This window comes from Burkholderia sp. Bp9016, from assembly GCF_003857765.1.
Lineage (GTDB): Bacteria > Pseudomonadota > Gammaproteobacteria > Burkholderiales > Burkholderiaceae > Burkholderia.
The window spans coordinates 42,396-60,625 of sequence record NZ_QTPY01000033.1 but is presented as its reverse complement, the minus strand read 5'-3'; the positions used below and the strand labels follow the sequence as shown (position 1 = coordinate 60,625).

The 18,230-nt window shown below is 66.0% G+C and carries 17 protein-coding genes; 12 read left to right on the top strand and 5 right to left on the bottom strand.

Going from position 1 to position 18,230, the window contains the following annotated elements; all coding sequences use genetic code 11:
* Positions 1 to 206 precede the first annotated feature (206 nt).
* A complete protein-coding gene (locus DIE13_RS29075; RefSeq protein WP_096505142.1) occupies positions 207 to 947 on the top strand; it encodes a 3-ketoacyl-ACP reductase in 741 nt (246 codons plus the stop codon).
* Between the two features lie 118 nt (positions 948 to 1,065).
* Positions 1,066 to 1,632 carry a polyhydroxyalkanoate synthesis repressor PhaR gene (phaR, locus tag DIE13_RS29070; RefSeq protein WP_006478701.1) on the top strand — a complete coding sequence of 189 codons (567 nt, stop codon included), beginning with the start codon at positions 1,066 to 1,068 and terminating at the stop codon, positions 1,630 to 1,632.
* Between the two features lie 337 nt (positions 1,633 to 1,969).
* Here the strand turns inward: phaR and DIE13_RS29065 are convergent, their stop codons facing one another.
* Positions 1,970 to 2,224 carry a hypothetical protein gene (locus tag DIE13_RS29065; RefSeq protein ID WP_124830489.1) on the bottom strand — a complete coding sequence of 85 codons (255 nt, stop codon included), beginning with the start codon at positions 2,222 to 2,224 and terminating at the stop codon, positions 1,970 to 1,972.
* Between the two features lie 291 nt (positions 2,225 to 2,515).
* On the opposite strand from DIE13_RS29065, the gene rimO reads away from it, so the two are divergent.
* The 4 genes from rimO (at position 2,516) to DIE13_RS29045 (ending at position 6,837) form a co-directional block, all read left to right on the top strand.
* The gene (rimO, locus tag DIE13_RS29060) at positions 2,516 to 3,877 is read left to right on the top strand and encodes a 30S ribosomal protein S12 methylthiotransferase RimO (RefSeq protein ID WP_124830488.1); all 1,362 of its coding nucleotides are present in this window, start codon (positions 2,516 to 2,518) and stop codon (positions 3,875 to 3,877) included.
* A 3-nt stretch (positions 3,878 to 3,880) separates the two neighbouring features.
* On the top strand, positions 3,881 to 4,807 hold the full coding sequence (locus DIE13_RS29055; protein ID WP_124830487.1) for a sugar kinase: 927 nt from the start codon (positions 3,881 to 3,883) through the stop codon (positions 4,805 to 4,807).
* A gap of 180 nt (positions 4,808 to 4,987) precedes the next feature.
* The gene (locus tag DIE13_RS29050) at positions 4,988 to 5,530 is read left to right on the top strand and encodes a hypothetical protein (RefSeq protein WP_124830486.1); all 543 of its coding nucleotides are present in this window, start codon (positions 4,988 to 4,990) and stop codon (positions 5,528 to 5,530) included.
* Positions 5,531 to 5,652: 122 nt separating this feature from the next.
* The gene (locus DIE13_RS29045) at positions 5,653 to 6,837 is read left to right on the top strand and encodes a cystathionine beta-lyase (protein WP_124830485.1); all 1,185 of its coding nucleotides are present in this window, start codon (positions 5,653 to 5,655) and stop codon (positions 6,835 to 6,837) included.
* 72 nt (positions 6,838 to 6,909) lie between these two features.
* Here DIE13_RS29045 and serB read toward each other — a convergent pair whose 3' ends face one another.
* Positions 6,910 to 7,755, bottom strand: coding sequence for a phosphoserine phosphatase SerB (gene serB / locus DIE13_RS29040; protein WP_124830484.1), 846 nt, complete (start codon positions 7,753 to 7,755; stop codon positions 6,910 to 6,912).
* Between the two features lie 205 nt (positions 7,756 to 7,960).
* Complete coding sequence (locus DIE13_RS29035; RefSeq protein WP_124830483.1) at positions 7,961 to 8,902, bottom strand: LysR family transcriptional regulator; 942 nt, start codon at positions 8,900 to 8,902, stop codon at positions 7,961 to 7,963.
* 130 nt (positions 8,903 to 9,032) lie between these two features.
* Between DIE13_RS29035 and DIE13_RS29030 the strand changes: the two genes are divergently transcribed.
* The 3 genes from DIE13_RS29030 to DIE13_RS29020 all read left to right on the top strand — a co-directional run bounded on the left by DIE13_RS29030 (position 9,033) and on the right by DIE13_RS29020 (position 11,454).
* Positions 9,033 to 10,049 carry a zinc-binding alcohol dehydrogenase family protein gene (locus DIE13_RS29030; RefSeq protein ID WP_124830482.1) on the top strand — a complete coding sequence of 339 codons (1,017 nt, stop codon included), beginning with the start codon at positions 9,033 to 9,035 and terminating at the stop codon, positions 10,047 to 10,049.
* Positions 10,050 to 10,221: 172 nt separating this feature from the next.
* The gene (locus DIE13_RS29025; protein WP_124830481.1) at positions 10,222 to 10,773 is read left to right on the top strand and encodes a DUF6013 family protein; all 552 of its coding nucleotides are present in this window, start codon (positions 10,222 to 10,224) and stop codon (positions 10,771 to 10,773) included.
* A 207-nt stretch (positions 10,774 to 10,980) separates the two neighbouring features.
* Positions 10,981 to 11,454, top strand: a complete 474-nt coding sequence (locus DIE13_RS29020; RefSeq protein WP_124830480.1) for a PliI family lysozyme inhibitor of I-type lysozyme — start codon at positions 10,981 to 10,983, stop codon at positions 11,452 to 11,454.
* Between the two features lie 27 nt (positions 11,455 to 11,481).
* Here DIE13_RS29020 and DIE13_RS29015 read toward each other — a convergent pair whose 3' ends face one another.
* The gene (locus DIE13_RS29015; protein WP_124830479.1) at positions 11,482 to 12,285 is read right to left on the bottom strand and encodes an ABC transporter permease; all 804 of its coding nucleotides are present in this window, start codon (positions 12,283 to 12,285) and stop codon (positions 11,482 to 11,484) included.
* The gene (locus DIE13_RS29010; protein ID WP_124830478.1) at positions 12,282 to 12,983 is read right to left on the bottom strand and encodes an ATP-binding cassette domain-containing protein; all 702 of its coding nucleotides are present in this window, start codon (positions 12,981 to 12,983) and stop codon (positions 12,282 to 12,284) included. The genes DIE13_RS29015 and DIE13_RS29010 overlap by 4 nt, the downstream gene beginning before the upstream one ends.
* A gap of 151 nt (positions 12,984 to 13,134) precedes the next feature.
* Here DIE13_RS29010 and DIE13_RS29005 point away from each other — a divergent pair, with 151 nt between their 5' ends.
* From DIE13_RS29005 to DIE13_RS28995, 3 genes are all read left to right on the top strand, one after another.
* A complete protein-coding gene (locus tag DIE13_RS29005; RefSeq protein ID WP_124830477.1) occupies positions 13,135 to 15,408 on the top strand; it encodes an AsmA family protein in 2,274 nt (757 codons plus the stop codon).
* Positions 15,409 to 15,742: 334 nt separating this feature from the next.
* A complete protein-coding gene (locus DIE13_RS29000; protein WP_124830476.1) occupies positions 15,743 to 17,335 on the top strand; it encodes an ABC-F family ATPase in 1,593 nt (530 codons plus the stop codon).
* A 335-nt stretch (positions 17,336 to 17,670) separates the two neighbouring features.
* Complete coding sequence (locus DIE13_RS28995; RefSeq protein ID WP_124830475.1) at positions 17,671 to 18,150, top strand: DUF2501 domain-containing protein; 480 nt, start codon at positions 17,671 to 17,673, stop codon at positions 18,148 to 18,150.
* Positions 18,151 to 18,230: the final 80 nt, after the last annotated feature.

Here is an 18,230-nt window from a genome sequence, read left to right as displayed (position 1 = left end):
ATGGTCAAGCGCGACGCGAAGCGCGGGCTGGCGTCGCTGTGCATCGGCGGCGGGATGGGCGTCGCACTCGCGGTCGAACGTCCGTAACCGGCCGTTCGTCACCGCCAAACCGATCCGTGCGCCGGCCGATTGCGGCTTCGGCCGGCGCCACGTGAAGTCAGGGGGGCCTCCGGCGGCTCTCAAAACCAAGAAATGGAGTGAGATTTATGTCTCAGCGAATTGCGTACGTAACGGGCGGGATGGGCGGCATCGGCACCAGCATCTGCCAGCGTCTGTCGAAAGACGGCTTCAAGGTGGTCGCGGGTTGCGGCCCGAATTCGCCGCGCCGGGTGAAATGGATCGAGGACCAGAAGGCACTCGGGTACGATTTCATCGCATCGGAAGGCAACGTCGGCGACTGGGAATCGACCAAGGCAGCGTTCGACAAGGTCAAGGCCGAAGTCGGCGAGATCGATGTGCTGGTCAACAACGCGGGCATTACGCGCGACGTCGTGTTCCGCAAGATGACGCACGAAGACTGGACGGCGGTGATCGACACCAACCTGACGAGCCTGTTCAACGTAACGAAGCAGGTGATCGACGGGATGGTCGAGCGCGGCTGGGGTCGGATCATCAACATTTCGTCGGTGAACGGGCAGAAGGGCCAGTTCGGCCAGACGAACTACTCGACCGCGAAAGCTGGCATCCACGGGTTCACGATGTCGCTCGCGCAGGAAGTCGCAACGAAGGGCGTGACGGTCAACACCGTGTCGCCCGGCTATATCGGCACCGACATGGTGAAGGCGATCCGCCCGGACGTGCTCGAGAAGATCGTCGCGACGATTCCCGTGCGGCGTCTCGGCGGCCCGGAGGAAATCGGTTCGATCGTCGCGTGGCTCGCGTCGAACGATTCCGGCTTCGCGACGGGTGCCGATTTCTCGCTGAACGGCGGCCTGCACATGGGCTGAACGTCCGGGCTGCGCAGGCGAAATGGCTGCGCAGTCTGGCGTGTCCGAAGGCCCCCGCCTCCCGGATTCGGGAGGCGGGGATTTGTCACTTGCGCTACGCTGCACACGAAGGCGTTACATGACTACTACAAAGAAAACGGCCGAGCGGCTCATCAAGAAGTATCCGAACCGCCGGCTCTACGATACCGAGACGAGCACGTACATCACGCTGACGGATGTCAAGCAGCTCGTGCTGGAACAGGAGGACTTCAAGGTCGTCGATGCGAAATCCAACGAAGACCTGACGCGCAGCATCCTGCTGCAGATCATCCTCGAGGAAGAAAGTGGCGGCGTGCCGATGTTCTCGTCGTCGATGCTGTCGCAGATCATCCGTTTCTACGGTCATGCGATGCAGGGCATGATGGGCACGTACCTGGAGAAGAACATCCAGGCATTCATCGACATCCAGAACAAGCTCGCGGATCAATCGAAGAACCTCTACGAAGGTAACGCGATGAATCCGGAAGTCTGGTCGCAGTTCATGAACATGCAGGCGCCGATGATGCAAGGGATGATGACGAGCTACATCGAGCAGTCGAAGAACATGTTCGTGCAGATGCAGGAGCAGATGCAGAACCAGGCGAAATCGATGTTCAGCACGTTCCCGTTCAAGCAACCGGGCACGCCGGAGCCGGAGAAGAAGTAACGTATTTGCGGCGGGCCGGCCGCGGGTCGGTCGGCGCCGCGACGTGCGGCGGTGCGAGGCAACCGATCGCGTGCTTGGGCACGATGATGGTCGGTGGCCGGCTGCCGCAGGATGCCGCCGACGGTCGTTTCTGATCGTCGGCACCGAATGCCCGTGCCTTCGCGTGAGGCGGGCAAGACCGTTGCCCGGTCGAGCGAATTCCAGACAGTCAGTCCAGCCGAACCTGCGCGTGGTGTGTCCGGTTGCGCGTGTTCGCGCGCGTACCGGCCGCGATTACGTTTCGTGTCCGTACAACGCGCAACGCGCGAGGCCGGCGTGGTACGCCGGTTTCCCTCACTCAGAGTGCCGGATCGAAATCCTGGTGATCGTCCGCAGGCGGGAGGTCAAGCACGAGCTTCACCGCGCTGTAGTTCGCCTTCAGCGAAAACACGCGACCGATCACGAGAAACGTCTGCCGCGAATTCTCGAGTTCGACGAAGTCGCCGGGTTGCGGCACATGCGCGCCCTGGTCATACGAAAAGCTGGTGCTGGTTTGCTCGCCGATGGTTTCGGCGGCGTGCTCGGTGAATTCGATCGTGATGTGGGTGGTCATGCGAGCCCTGTTGGGTGTGAATAGAGCGGATGCCGAGATTTTCGCATGCCGGCGGGGCAGTTCCAGGGCGATTCTTGCCTGGTTTCTCGCGGCGCGGCGCGCGTCTGCCGTGTCGGCCGACCCGTTGTGCCGCATGGAAAGGGCCGGATCGCTTTTCTCTGTCCGCCCGGCGCGCCCGCAAGAGCCGCACGTCGGCGTCGCGATCCGCCGCGTGCCAACCGCCGGTTTTGCCTCGCTGACCCATAAATAGCTGTAAACTCACGCTTTTGCCGCCACGCCCCCACATTCCAGATGTCCCAGTCCCCCAAAGTAGGCTTCGTTTCCCTCGGGTGCCCGAAGGCGCTCGTCGACTCCGAACAAATCATTACCCAGCTGCGCGCCGAAGGTTATGAAATCTCCGGCACGTACGACGGCGCCGACCTCGTCGTCGTCAACACCTGCGGCTTCATCGACGAAGCCGTGCAGGAGAGTCTCGACGCGATCGGCGAAGCGCTGACCGAAAACGGCAAGGTGATCGTCACCGGCTGCCTGGGTGCGAAGTCGAGCGCCAGCGGCTCGAACCTCATCGAGGAAGTCCACCCGAAGGTGCTCGCCATTACCGGCCCGCACGCGGTGGGCGAAGTGATGCAGGCCGTGCATTCGCATCTGCCGAAGCCGCACGACCCGTTCGTCGACCTGGTGCCGCCCGCCGGCATCAAGCTCACGCCGCGCCACTACGCGTACCTGAAGATCTCCGAAGGCTGCAACCACCGCTGCACGTTCTGCATCATCCCGTCGATGCGCGGCGACCTCGTGTCGCGTCCGGTCGCCGAAGTGATGCTCGAGGCCGAGAACCTGTTCAAGTCGGGCGTGAAGGAACTGCTCGTGATCTCGCAGGACACGAGCGCGTACGGCGTCGACGTGAAATATCGCACGGGCTTCTGGAACGGCAAGCCGATCAAGACGCGCATGACCGACCTGGTCGCCGCGCTCGGCGAACTGGCCGCGCAATACGGTGCCTGGGTGCGCCTGCACTACGTGTATCCGTATCCGAGCGTCGACGAAGTGATTCCGCTGATGGCCGAAGGTCCGTTCAAGGGCCATGTGCTGCCGTATCTCGACGTGCCGTTCCAGCACGCGCATCCGGAAGTGCTCAAGCGCATGAAGCGCCCGGCGAACGCCGAGAAGGTGCTCGAACGCGTGCAGAAGTGGCGCGAGATCTGCCCGGACCTGACGATCCGCAGCACGTTCATCGCGGGCTTCCCCGGCGAGACGGAAGAGCAGTTCGAAACGCTGCTGGACTTCATCCGCGAGGCGGACCTCGACCGCGTCGGCTGCTTCGCGTATTCGCCGGTCGAAGGCGCGACCGCGAACGAACTGGACGGCGCGCTGCCGGACGAGGTTCGCGAGGAACGTCGCGCGCGCTTCATGGAAGTGGCCGAGGAAGTGTCGGCTCAGCGCATGCAGCGCAAGGTCGGCAAGACGCTCAAGGTGCTGATCGACGAAGTCAGCGCGGAAGGCGGGATCGGCCGCACGGCGGCGGATGCGCCGGAGATCGACGGCGTCGTCTATGTGGAGCCGGCGACGAAGGCGTCGAAGCGCTACAAGGTCGGCGATTTCGTGTCGGTGAAGATCACGGGCGCAGACGGCCATGATCTGTGGGGCGAGGTTTAAGCGATGACCGCAGTGTTTCCGCAGATCCTCGCGCTCGGCGAGGCGATGATCGAATTCAACCAGTCGCAGCCGGGTCGTCCGGAGTTCCTGCAGGGCTTCGGCGGCGACACGTCGAACTTCTGTATCGCCGCAGCGCGCCAGGGCGCGTCGACAGGCTTCGTGTCGGCGATCGGCGACGATCCGTTCGGCCGGCTGCTGGCCGACATGTGGGCGTCGGAACGCGTCGACACGACGTACGTGCGGATCGACCGCACGGCGCCGACCGGCGTGTATTTCGTCACGCACGGGGCTGACGGCCATCAGTTCGACTATCTGCGCGCGGGTTCCGCGGCGAGCCGCTATGCGGTGGCCGACCTGCCGCTCGACGCGCTGGCCGCGGCGAAAGCCGTGCACCTGTCCGGCATCAGTCTCGCGATCAGCACGGCCGCGTGCGATGCCGCGTTCGCCGCGATCGACCATGCGCGCCGCAACGGCGCGCAGGTCAGCTTCGATACGAACCTGCGCCTGAAGCTGTGGCCGCTGCCGCGCGCCCGCGCGGTGATGCGCGAGGCGCTGCGCCAGACGGACATCTGTCTGCCGAGCTGGGACGACGTCACGGCGCTCACCGGCGCGAACGATCGCGACGCGATCGTCGACGCGATGCTCGAACACGGGCCGCAGGTCGTCGCACTGAAACTCGGCAGGGAAGGCGCGTACGTCGCGACGCCGCACGAGCGACGCGTCGTGCCGGGCTTCGCGGTGGAAGCCATCGATGCGACGGGCGCCGGCGACTGCTTCGGCGGCGCGTTCGTCGCGCGGATCGTCGCGGGCGACGATCCGTTCGCGGCCGCGCACTATGCGAACGCGGCGGCGGCGCTGTCGACGACGGGCTACGGCGCGGTCGCGCCGATTCCGCACCGCGATGCGGTGGAACGCCTGATGCAGGGCTGACGCGGGTTACGCACGCTGGTCGCGGCCGCGCACGATCGGTTCATTCGAACGACGTGAAGTGGCGGCGGGCAGGGTGCGTACCGCGGTCGCTGTGCGTTCGCGACGATGTGTATCGGCGACGCGCGGTCACGGTCGATCGCCGCAGTCGGCGAGCGAATCTGAAGCAAGGAGCAATACAAGGTGGGTCGATATTCGGAATGGCCGCGAGCGCTCGTGCTCGCCGGCGCGCTGGCAGCGGGCTTCGCGATGCCGGGCGTGGCCGCGGCGCAGGTTGCCGCATCGGGTGTGCAGCAGGATGAACCGGTGCCTGCTCGGCCGCTGCGGCCGAATCCGGAATTCGCCCGGCTGCCGCGCTACGAGGGCACGCTTGGCGATCGGCCGATCGTCGTGCATCTCGGTCCGAAGACGGACGAAGAAGGCGTGCATGGCGAATACCAGTTCACGGATACCGGCGAGGTGATCCTGCTCGCGGGCGATCGCGATGGCGATACACTCGAGATCGAAGAATCGAACGACGGCACGAACATCACGGGCGTGTGGATCGGCCGCTTCGATTCGACCGGCGCCCTGAAAGCCGACCGGATGAATTCCGACGAATCGGATCCGCAGCCCGTCGTGCTGCATCCCACGCCGGCCAGGCGCGCGGCGCTGCAGGTCCGCAACGGTCGCGTGCAGGAGATCGAGACGGTCGGCGGCGTCGTCAACCTGCGCACCGACGACTGAGAACGCCCGAGCGCGCGCTGGCTCGGCGCGTGCGGCGCGCATTGTACCGGGCCAAGCGCGCCGATTTTGGCTAACCTAGCAGGATATTCCGCAACCGAACGGCCTTGTGCCCGCCCTCTGCCATGACTGCATCCACTTCGAAGCGCGCACTGCAAACCCGCATCGTTCAACCCGACGACGTCATCCCGGAAGGCTTCCGCTCGTTCGTGCCGCCGGTTGCGCGCGCGTCGACGGTCGTGTTCCCCGATCTCGCGACGATGCGCGCGCTGGTCTGGCACAACGACAACCAGTGGCGCTACGGGCTGCATGCGACCCCGACGTCGCTCGCGCTCGCGCAGCGGCTGGCCGAGATCGAAGGCGGCACGCACGCGCTGCTGCAGCCGTCGGGTCTCGCGGCGATCATGAACGTCTATTTCGGGATCGTGAAGGCGGGCGACGATGTGCTGATCCCGCACAACATCTACGGACCGAATGCCGATTTCGGCAACTGGCTCGCGAAGGACTTCGGCATTACCGCGCGTTTCTACGATCCGCTCGTGGGTGCGGGTATCGCCGACCTGATCCGGCCGAACACGCGGCTGATCTGGATCGAGGCGCCAGGCTCCGTGACGATGGAAGTGCCCGACGTGCGCGCGATTACGGCGGTCGCACAGGCGCGCGGCATCGTCACCGCGATCGACAATACGTATTCGGCCGGGCTCGCGTTCAAACCGTTCGAGCACGGCGTCGACATCTCGGTGCAGGCGCTGACCAAGTATCAGTCGGGCGGCAGCGACGTGCTGATGGGCTCGACGATCACCGCGAACGCGGAACTGCATGGGCAACTGAAACTCGCGCGGATGCGCTGCGGGATCGGTGTGTCGGTTGACGACTGCTCGCTCGTGATGCGCAGCCTGCCGAGCATGCAGGTGCGTTTCGACGCGCACAGCAAGAGCGCGCTCGCGCTCGCGCAGTGGCTGAAGGCACGGCCGGAAATTGCGGCCGTGCTGCATCCGCAACTGCCGGACTGCCCGGGGCATGAAGCGTTCGTGCGCGACTTCACGGGCGCGGGCGGGCTATTCTCGGTGGTGTTCGACGAACGCTACAGTGCCGAGCAGATCGACCGTTTCGTCGAGGCGCTCGAGCTGTTCGCGATCGGTTGGAGCTGGGGCGGCGCATGCAGTCTCGCGATGCCGTACGACGTCGCGTCGATGCGCGCGGACTGGCCGCATCGCGGCACGCTGGTGCGCTTCTACGTCGGTCTCGAGGACGAATCCGACCTGCGCGCGGACATCGAACGCGCGCTGCAGGCCACGCTCGACCGATAATCGCGGCAGAAAAACGAAACGCCGGCGCGATGCAACGTCGCGCCGGCGTTTCGCATTGGCGGCTCGCGCGGATCAGAACAGCCGCAGCAGCCCGTCGAGACCGACGTGGTCGAACGCGACGGTGGCCGCATCGCGCACGACCGGCTTCGCGTGGAAGGCGACCGACAGCCCGGCTTCGGCCATCATCTTCAGATCGTTCGACCCGTCGCCCATCGCGATCGCGCGGCTTGGCGCGATGCCGAGCGACGCGCACGTATCGCGCAGCATGCGCGCCTTCACGTCCGCGTTGACGATCTCGCCGAGCACCTTGCCGGTCAGCTTGCCGTCGACGATCTCGAGCGTGTTCGCGTGCGCGTAGTCGAGGCCGAGGCGTGCCTTCAGACGCTCGGTGAAGAACGTGAAGCCGCCCGACACGAGCAGGGTCTTCAGGCCCGCGGCCTTTACGCCGGCGAGCATCGTCTCGGCACCCGGTGACAGTTGCAGCCGTTCCTCGTACACGCGTTCGAGCGCCTGCGCGTCGAGGCCGGCGAGCAGCGCGACGCGGCGCGTCAGGCTTTCGTTGAAGTCGCGGATCTCGCCGCGCATCGATGCTTCGGTGATTTCGGCGACTTGCGTCTTCAGCCCGCAGAAGTCGGCGATCTCGTCGATGCATTCGATCGTGATCAGCGTCGAATCCATGTCCATCACGACGAGCCCGAAGTCGCCGAGCGCGCGGCCGGCGTCGACGAAGCCGAAGTCGAGTGCATGCGTGCCGCAGTACGCGTCGATGTCGAGGCGCTGCGCCGGATGTGCGTTTTCGATGCGCAGCGCGTGATCGTCGGTCTGCACGATGCGGGTGCCGCGCGACAGCGCGAGCAGCGGTTTGTGATGCGCGTCCGACAGCGGCGCGAGACTCTGGATGACGAGGTTCTGGGTCATGACGGAATGATTGGAAGCGAATGAAACGCGTGCGTGGCCGGCGTGCGGCCACCTGCGAGCGCGGGGCCCCGTTCGGCTGCGGGCCGCGGCGTCGCGAACGCGCCATTGTAGCCGGTTGGTATCCAGTCGCGATCGGATCGCTGGCGGATGCGGCCGTGAGTGGCGCCGGAAGCCGCTCCCCGTGGGATTTGCCGGGCGCGGGCGCTTACCGTTCGCCCGCGCGATCCCAGTAAGGCGGATCGCCGAAGTGATCGGCGAGAAACGAGATGAAGGCGAGCGTCTTCAGCGGCACGTGCGCGCGGCTCGGATAGACGGCCCAGATCGCGATGTCGTTCGCGAACGGATAGTCGTCGAGCACGGTGACGAGCGCGCCGCTCGCGAGCAGCGGACCGACATCCCAGGTCGACTTGATCGCAATGCCGAAGCCGTCGACGAGCGCTTCGCGGATCGCCTCGCCGTTGCTCGCGACGAGCCGGCCGCCGACCCGCACGGTGAGCGGGCCTTGCGGCGTCGCGAACGACCAGTCGCGCTGATCGCCGAGGATCACGCATTCGTGCTGCGTGAGGTCGGCCGGATGGCGCGGCGCGCCGCGTTCGGCGAGATACGCGGGCGAGCAGCACAGCACGCGCCGGTTCGCCGCGAGCTTGCGCGCGACGAGCGTCGAATCCTTCAGCGCGCCGAGGCGGATCGCGACGTCGTAGCCGTCGTCGACGAGGTCGACGATCTCGTCGGACAGCCGCAGGTCGAGCGACACGGACGGGTAGCGGCGCAAGAACGCAGGAATTACCGGCGCGACGTGCTGGCGGCCGAACGACGACGACATCGACACCTTCAGCCGCCCATACGGCTCGCTGCGGCCGTGCCCGACCGACGCGCGCGCGGCGTCGGCGGCCGACAGCAGCGCTTCGGCGCGCGCCATGAAGACTTCGCCATCCTGCGTGAGGCTGATGCGGCGCGTGGTGCGGTGCAGCAGCCGCGCGCCGAGCTGGCGCTCCAGTTGTGCAATGCGCGCGCTCGCGACGGCGGCCGATACGCCGAACTCGCGCCCGGCCGCGGTCACGTTCGCGAGCAATGCGGCGCGCACGAACAGGCCGACATCGAGCAGGTCGAGCGGCTTGTCGGAGGCGGGCACCGGATCGGATCTCATTATTCGGAAATTCCTGAAAATGTTTCAGGAAATATAGCGGTTTTCTGAAATGATCGGGCGGCCTACGATGGGATCCATGGGGCTGCTTTGCGGCCCGACCGATTTCCGTGAACCCTGAAGGAGTGTCGTGATGAAAGCCGTTGGACTGACCCGTTACCTGCCGATCGACGACCCGCAGGCGCTGCTCGACGTGGAGGTGCCGCAACCGGTGCCGGGCCCGCGCGACCTGCTGGTGAAGGTCGAGGCGATTTCCGTGAACCCGGTGGACACCAAGGTGCGCGCGCCGAAGCCGCAGGTCGAGGAAATGCCGCGCGTGCTCGGCTGGGATGCGGCCGGCACGGTCGTCGCGGTCGGCGCCGAGGTCACGCTGTTCCGGCCGGGCGACGCGGTGTTCTATGCGGGCAGCATCACGCGGCCCGGAGCGAACAGCGAATTTCACGCGGTCGACGAGCGCATCGCCGCACTCAAGCCGCGCACGCTCGATTTCGCTGCCGCTGCCGCGTTGCCGCTTACCGCGCTGACTGCCTGGGAGGCGTTGTTCGACCGGTTGCGCGTGTCGCCGCAGGGCGCGGACGCCGGCAAGTCGGTGCTGATCATCGGCGGCGCGGGCGGGGTGGGCTCGATCGCGATCCAGCTCGCGAAGACGCTCGGCAAGTTGCACGTGATCGCGACGGCATCGCGGCCAGCGTCGGCCGAATGGGTGCGCTCGCTCGGTGCGGACGACGTGGTCGATCATTTCGGCGACCTGCCGGCCCAACTGCGCGAAATCGGCCGCCCGAACGTCGACTACGTGCTGATCTTCAACGACACGGATCGCCATTTCCCTGCCGCCGCGGAAGTCATCCGGCCGCAGGGCGGCATTTGCACGATCGTCGAGAACGAGAAGCCGGTTCCGGTCGAACAACTGAAGGCGAAGAGTGCAGCGTTTCACTGGGAGTTCATGTTCACGCGCGCGATGTTCGAGACGCCGGACATGATCGAGCAGCATCGGATCCTGAGCGAGGTGGCCCGGCTCGTCGACGGCGGGACGCTGCGCACGACGCTCGGCGCTCAGCTCGGCACGATCAACGCAGCGAACGTGCGGCATGCGCACCAGTTGCTCGAAGCCGGGCGCGCGATCGGCAAGCTCGTGCTGAGCGGCTTCTGAGCGGCTCCGGGGCCGGGCATCACGGGTACGGGATGCCGCGTCGCGAACGCAAGCGGGGTAACACCCGATGCGTTTGCGGCGCATTGCCTGCCGCTTGGCGGTAGACTGACAACGCGTCATGCATCGAAAACCGCGCGGCGCGCGCGTGCCGCCGCATTACAAGGAGGTCAGCATGAGCCAACGCAGCTTGTCGGTCGCCGTATCGTGGTCGGCCGTATTCGCGGCGGCGTGCGTCAGCGCGAGCGTATTCGCGGCGCCGCCGGTCAAGGGCAGCCTGAAGGGCGGAGGGACAGGGCAGCTCGAATACACCGTCAAGGTCGATTCGAAGACCTTCGGCAACACGCAGGAGACGCGCAAGATCCGCTCGGGCGAAACGGACGACTTCAACTGGAAGTCGGTGCCGCCGAGCGGCGCGGTCGCGATGCCGAACGGCTGCCCGAACGCCGACAATCTGCCGCGCGACGAGAATGGCGCGATGGTCCGCCAGACCCAGATCCGGCTCGCGCCGTCGGTCGACGCGAAGGGCATCGCGAACGTGCAGATGAGCTTCCAGGCCGCTGCGCCGAAAGGCACGCGCAACGTGAGCGTCGGCGGCAAGTCGCTGCAGTGCCCGGACGCCATATCGGTGAGCCAGGTCAAGTGGATATCGATTCCGACCAATGGCGGTTCGAAGTCCGTCACGATGAGCGACGGCACGAAGGTGACGGTGTCGATCAAGCACTGAGCCGTGTGCGCGGCCGGTGAATCGTCCGGTGCGCGCGCAACCAAAATCGGCATCCGGATTCGCGCGATCTCGGCGTGGCGGCGCGCGAGCATTTCGTGTCGCGCGTCGTCGCTGCCTTCGTCGCGCCTTTCATGTGATTCACGTGACGTCATGCGGATGCCACGCTATTCTCGTCGGCATCCTTCATCTTTCCCGAACGTCGTCCCGATGAAACATCGCATGCGCGTACTGCTGTCGGCTGTTGCGTTCGTCGCCGCACATGCACAGGCGGCCGACGATTGCAGCTTCGTGAAAAAAGTCGAGCTGCCGTCGCGCCAGCAGACGGCCGTCGTATCGAGCGGTGCACTCGAACCATGCTCGGCCGGCAGCTATGCGGTGCGCGTGTATTCGACCGCGCATGCCGCACCGGGCTTCGATACCGACGACTACGTAACCGGTGTGCTGCATGCGCGCGATGGTACGGTCGCCGACGCGTTCACGGCCGATCTCGGGGTGCGCGCGCCGCAAGCGCTCGTCGTCACGACGCGCTCGGCCGGCAGCGGCGGCTACGTGAGCGCGCAGGCCTATGTGACGACGCCGCGCGCGGTGCGGCTCGTTGCGTCGGTCGACGGACTCGCGCCCGATGCGGACGTCACGGCCGCGCTGCGACAGGCCATCGGCAAGCGCCGCGCGGCGCACTGAGCGCCCACCGCGCGAAGACCGCGCGTGTCAATGCGCGCGTTCTTCGAGCCGCGATGCGAGAAAGCGATGATCGGCCGAGAACAGCCGGCGATATGTCATCAGGACCGCACCGACCGTGCCGAGCGCGGATGCCGCGGCGATCAGGAACATGATCACGATCTGGTAGCGCACGGCCTGCAGCGGCGACTGGCCCGCCAGCACCTGGCCCGTCATCATCCCCGGCAGGCTTACGACGCCGACGACGGCCATCTGGTTGAGCGTCGGCAGCATGCCGGCACGCACGGCCTGGCGTGCCGCGTCCTGTGCGGCCTCCCAGCGCGTCGCGCCGAGCGCGAGCACGGTCTCGACGCGGTCGCGCCGTGCGGTCAATTCCTCCATCATCCGCTCGACGCCGAGCGACACGCCCGTGAGCGTATTGCCGAGGATCATCCCGAGGATCGGGATCGCATATTGCGGCGCGTACCACGGATGAATGCGGATCACGACGAACAGGCCGATCGCCGCCACGAACCAGCTGCTGAACCAGATCGACACGATGCTGTCGGCGCGCTGCCCGCGATACGTGTGCTTGCCGCGCCCGGCGCCTGCGAAGCCGGCGATCAGCGTCATCAATGCCGTGAGCGGCAGCACGACGGTCCAGTGCGGATGGCCGAACACCCAGCCGAGCACGTAGCCGATGGCGAGCAACTGCACGACGGTTCGCACGGCCGCGAGTGCGAGCTTGCGGCCGAGCCCGAGCGACAGTGCGGCCGAGAGTGTGCCGTTGACCGCGACGAGTGCGGCGGCGATGCCGACGTCGACGAGACTGAGATCCTGCAGTGCCGGGCTCATTGCGTGGCCTCCTTCGGGTCCGTGGCGTGCAGCACGCCGGCCTGCATCATGAGCCGTGTCGCGGCGATGCGTGCGGCCTGTGCCGGATCGTGCGAGATCCACATGTATGCGCGTGCATCGGGCGCCGCATCGAACCACGCGCCGACGAGCGCCTCGATCGCGCGCGTCGAATCGGGATCGAGCGCCGACGTCGGTTCGTCCAGCAGCAGCACGTCGGGATCGAGTTGCAGCACGCGCAGCAGCGCGGCGATCTGCGCTTCGCCGCCCGACAGTTCGCTTGCGCGCTTGTCGAGGAAGTCGGCGCCGCGGCCGGCACGCACGGCGAGCGATTCGACGCGCGCGCGATCGAACGCGACGTCGCGATAGATCGCGAGCGAATACGGGTAGCGCAATTGCGCTTCGACGGTGCCGTCCATTTGCGCGGGGCGCTGACGCACGTACGCGACGCTGCGCCGGTAGCGCGGAATCGCGCTGCGCCGGATCCGCTCACCGCGCCACAGAATGTGTCCGCCATCGAGCGGATCGAGCAACGCGAGCGCGCGCAGCAGCACGCTCTTGCCCGATCCCGACGGCCCCGTGATAGCAATTCGCGATCCCGCCGCGAGACTGAAGTCGGTCGGGGCGAGCAGCGTCCTGCCGCTGCTGGTGTCGCGGCGCGTGATGTGCCGCGCATCGATGAGACCGGTCGGGGCTGTCATGTCAAAAGTGAAAAAAAGCGTTAATGGCGCCGAAGTGTGTCCGCAGCGTGCGTCATAATACCGATTGAAAAGCCGCCGGTGTCGTGCGCCGTTCATTCACGCAAGCGGCCCGACATGGCGCAAAACCCGGCAGAACAACAACGGACCCGCCATGACGCTAACCCGAGCCATCGGTAAATCGGCTGCATGGATCGTCGGAATTGTCGCAATCGTCATTGCTGCAGCCGGCATCTTTCTCTTCACGTTCGACTGGAACCGCGCGAAGCCGTGGATTAACGAACGGGTGACGGCTGCACTCGGCCGTCCATTCGCGATCAACGGCGACATCAAGGTCGGCTGGCGTCGCCCGTCGGGCGAGAGCGGCTGGCGCGCGTGGGTGCCCTGGCCGAGCTTCTCGGCCACGCAGCTCGAGATCGGCAATCCCGATTGGGCGAAGGCGCCGAAGTTCGTCACGCTCGACGCCGCGCATTTCGACCTGGCAATCCTGCCGCTGTTCGCCCACGAGATCGTCATTCCGTCGATCGACATCGTCAATCCCGCGGTCGACCTCGAACGGCTCGCCGACGGTCGCAATACGTGGACCTTCCAGTTCCAGCAATCGTCGCAGCCATCGCCGTGGAAGGTGCGGCTCGACAGCTTCGGTTTCGCGAAAGGGACCGTCGCGTATCGCGATGCGATCACCAAGGCCGATCTCACGGTTGCGATCGATACGCTCGGCCAGCCGATTCCGCTTGGCGACGTGCTAAAGGAGCAGGAGCAGACTTCGCGTGCGGCATCGGCCCAGCGTGTCGGCAAGCGCGGTGCCGCGCAACTGAGCGCGAAGGCGAATGCCCAGGCCGCGTCGAGCGCGTCGGCGGCGGAGGCCGCGAGTGCGTCGTCGTCGGATGCCGCTTCGGCTGCCGCGACTGGTTCGGGTTCCTCCGTATCGACGGTCGCATCGGCCTCCGGTGCAAGCGGCGCCAGTGGTGCTGCCGCTGCAGCGCCGTCCGGGCCGACGTATGCGTTCGGGCTCAAGGTCGACGGCCGCTACAAGAACGTGCCGATCAACGGCACCGGCAAGCTGGGCGGCGTGCTCGCGATCGAGAACGCGACGCAACCGTTCCCGTTGCAGGCCGATGTGAAGGCCGGCGATACGCGGCTCGCGATCGTCGGCACGCTGACCGATCCGATGCATCTCGCGGCGATCGACCTGCGACTGTGGCTGCAGGGCACGTCGATGTCGCACCTGTACCAGCTTACCGGCATCACGCTGCCCGATACGCCGCCGTATGCGACCGAAGGGCGCCTGATCGGCAACTTCAAGCCGCACGCGAGCACGTTCCGCTACGAGAACTTCAACGGCCGCGTCGGCGGCAGCGATCTTGGCGGCACGCTCGCCTACGCACAGGGCGAACCGCGGCCGAAGCTGTCGGGCGAGCTCGTATCGAACCTGCTGCAGTTCTCCGATCTCGCGCCGGTGATCGGCGCGGACACCGCCGCGAGCAAGGCCAAGCGCGGCGACACGACGCGCCAGCCGCCGGGGCGCGTGCTGCCGGTCGAGACGTTCCGTACCGACCGCTGGCGCGCGCTCGACGCGGACGTGAAGTTCACCGGCCGCAAGCTGATCAAGAGCGCGAACCTGCCGATCACGAACCTGTACACGCACATCGTGCTGCAGGACGGCGTGCTGTCGCTCGAGCCGCTGCAGTTCGGCGTCGCGGGCGGCACCCTCGCGACGACCGCGCATCTCGACGGCAGCGGCACGCCGCTGAAGGGCCGTTTCACGGTGGCTGCACGGCACCTGAAGCTCAAGCAACTGTTCCCGACGCAGAAGGTGATGCAGTCTGCGCTCGGCGAGATCAACGGCGACGCGTCGCTGTCGGCCACCGGCAACTCGCCGGCCGCGCTCGCCGCGACCTCGAATGGCGAGGTGAAGGCGCTCGTTACGGACGGCCGCATCAGCCGCCTGCTGATGGAGGCGGCGGGGCTGAACGTCGCGAACGTCGTCTACGAGAAGCTGTTCGGCAACCGCGACGTGAACATCAATTGCGCGGCGATCGATTTCACCGCGACCAACGGCATTCTCGATCCGAAAGTATTCGCGCTCGACACCGACGACGCGCTGATCAACGTCGACGGGCCGATCAGCCTGCGCGACGAATCGCTCGATCTGAAGATCCACCCGCATACGAAGGGTTTCCGGATCTTCTCGCTGCGCTCGCCGCTGTACGCGAAGGGCACGTTCAAGAATCCGAACGTCGGCGTCGACGCGGGCGCGCTCGCGCTGCGTGCCGGCGCGATGATCGGCCTCGGCCTGATCAACCCGTTCGCAGCACTGATTCCGCTGATCGCGCCGAGCAACAACAAGGATGTGCCGTGCTCGCAGTTGTTCGGGCAGATGAAGGAGAAGGCCGCGCAGAAGCAGGCGGCGAAGGCCGGGAAGTGAGGGGCGAGGGCGCCGGCCGGCTGCTGATGTCGGTTGCCGGCGCGCGTCCATTTCAGAGGTCAGCGCGCCGTCGTCATCGAGATTAAAGGGGTCTGGTTGCGCGATATGGCCTTCCGAGCGCCGAGGCGACTGCCCGCAATTCACAGTCGGGCTGAGGGGCGAGCGTGACCGCCGCCAGCGACCGTCGAAAGGCCCGCGTCCCGCCGTATTCACGGGGTGCCGGGCCGCGCGGAAACACCTCGTCACCGGCTGTCGTAGCGGTGCGGTCGGCAGTTTCTCCGACACCTGCTAAAATACACGGTTTTCCGTCGATTTCTCTCTTACGGGACCTGCCGTGCTTTCTACTGCCAACATCACGATGCAATTCGGGCCGAAGCCCTTGTTCGAGAATATCTCGGTCAAATTCGGCGAGGGCAACCGCTATGGTCTGATCGGCGCGAACGGCTGTGGCAAGTCGACCTTCATGAAGATCCTCGGCGGCGACCTCGAGCCGAGCGGCGGCAACGTCGCGCTCGAGCCGAACGTGCGCCTGGGCAAGCTGCGCCAGGACCAGTTCGCGTATGAAGACGTGCGCGTGCTCGACGTCGTAATGATGGGCCACACTGAAATGTGGGCCGCGATGACCGAGCGCGACGCGATTTACGCGAACCCGGAAGCCACTGACGACGACTACATGCACGCAGCCGAACTCGAAGGCAAGTTTGCGGAATACGGCGGCTATGACGCCGAGGCGCGCGCGGGCGCGCTGCTGCTCGGCATCGGCATCGAGGAGAAGTTCCACAACGGCACGATGGCAGACGTCGCGCCGGGCTGGAAGCTGCGCGTGCTGCTCGCCCAGGCGCTGTTCTCGAAGCCGGACGTGCTGTTGCTCGACGAACCGACCAACAACCTGGACATCAACTCGATCCGTTGGCTCGAGCACACGCTCAACGAGTACAACTCGACGATGATCATCATCTCGCACGATCGTCACTTCCTGAACTCGGTGTGCACGCATATGGCCGACATGGACTTCGGCACGCTGAAGGTCTGGCCGGGCAACTACGACGACTACATGCTCGCATCGGCACAGGCGCGCGAGCGCCAGGCTGCGGCGAACGCACGTGCGAAGGAGCGCGTGGCCGAGTTGCAGGACTTCGTGCGCCGTTTCTCGGCGAACAAGTCGAAGGCTCGCCAGGCAACCAGCCGCGCGAAGCAGATCGACAAGATCAAGATCGAGGAATTCAAGCCGTCGTCGCGTCAGAATCCGTTCATCCGCTTCGAGTTCGAGAAGAAGCTGCATAACGTAGCGGTGGTCGCCGAAGACATCACGAAAAAGTACGAACGCACGATCTTCCAGAACTTCAACCTGTCGGTGCAGCCGGGCGAGCGCATCGCGATCATCGGCGAGAACGGCGCGGGCAAGACGACGCTGCTGCGTTCGCTGCTCGGCGCGCTCGAGCTCGATCACGGCACGGTGAAGTGGTCCGAGAACGCGAATGTCGGCTACATGCCGCAGGACACGTACGAGGAATTCCCGAACGACATCACGCTGATGGACTGGATCGACCAGTACCGCAAGGATGGCGACGACGAAACGATGGTGCGCGGCACGCTGGGCCGCCTGCTGTTCTCGTCGGACGACATCAAGAAGTCGGTGAAGGTGCTGTCGGGCGGCGAGAAGGGCCGCATGATCTGGGGCAAGCTGATGCTCGGCCGCCACAACGTGCTGCTGATGGACGAGCCGACCAACCACATGGACATGGAGTCGATCGAGTCGCTGCAGATCGCGCTCGAGCAGTTCGAGGGCACGCTGATCTTCGTATCCCACGACCGCGAATTCGTGAGCGGGCTGGCGAACCGGATCATCGAAGTGCGCACGGACGGTACGCTGTTCGACTTCGGCGGGAATTACGAAGAGTTCCTGACGAGCCAGGGGCAGGAGTAATTGCCCGGGCGTCATGCCCGACACTGATGTACCGCAAGCCCGCCAGGTGGAAACCCGGCGGGCTTTTCCATATCCGGCTATCCGGACTGCTCGCTCGTCGTCATTGAACCGGCTCCATACTCAACGGGCCTGAACTGGCACCGACCTGGCGCAGCCGCGTGCCCGTCCATTCGCAGAAGAAGCGCACCGCATTCCCCGTCAAGCATTGTCAAATCCGCTGCAATATCACGATGCCTGACGTTTTGCGCCGGCGCCGAGGCTGTGTTCGACCGATCGATTGAGTATCCTTGAGTGCGAATCGCGGTACCCACGCAGTCACGACAGGGAGGCTTCACATGAATGCACGTCTATACCGCGCGACCGTGGCCGGTGCGCTGATCGGATTGCTCGCGCCGTTTTCGGTCGCCCATGCGCAGCTTGGCGATGTGCTGAAGCAGGTCGGCGGCGGTGACTCGGGCGGCAGCGCGGGCGGTGCACTGGGCAACCTGGGCGGCCTCGGCGGCGCGCTCACGGGGGGCGGCGGCGCGTCGTCGCTGATGTCGGGCAGCACCAGCAACGTCGCGGGCCTGCTGCAGTTCTGCATCCAGAACAACTATCTGGGCGGCGCGTCCGGCGGCGCATCGTCGGTGAAGGACGCGCTGATGAGCAAGCTCGGCGGCAACGCGTCGTCCGACAGCGGCTATACGAGCGGCGCGAGCGGGATCCTCGACGCGGGCAACGGCAGCAAGGTCGACCTGAGCGGCGGCGGCCTGAAGCAACAAGTCACCAAGCAGATTTGCGACAAGGTGCTCGCGCAAGGGAAGTCGCTGCTGTAAGCCGGCGTCGCATACCGTTCGCGCACGTCCGGTTCGTGCGCGAACGGCGGAAAAGGCCGGTGTGGCGGCAGAAGCGGGCG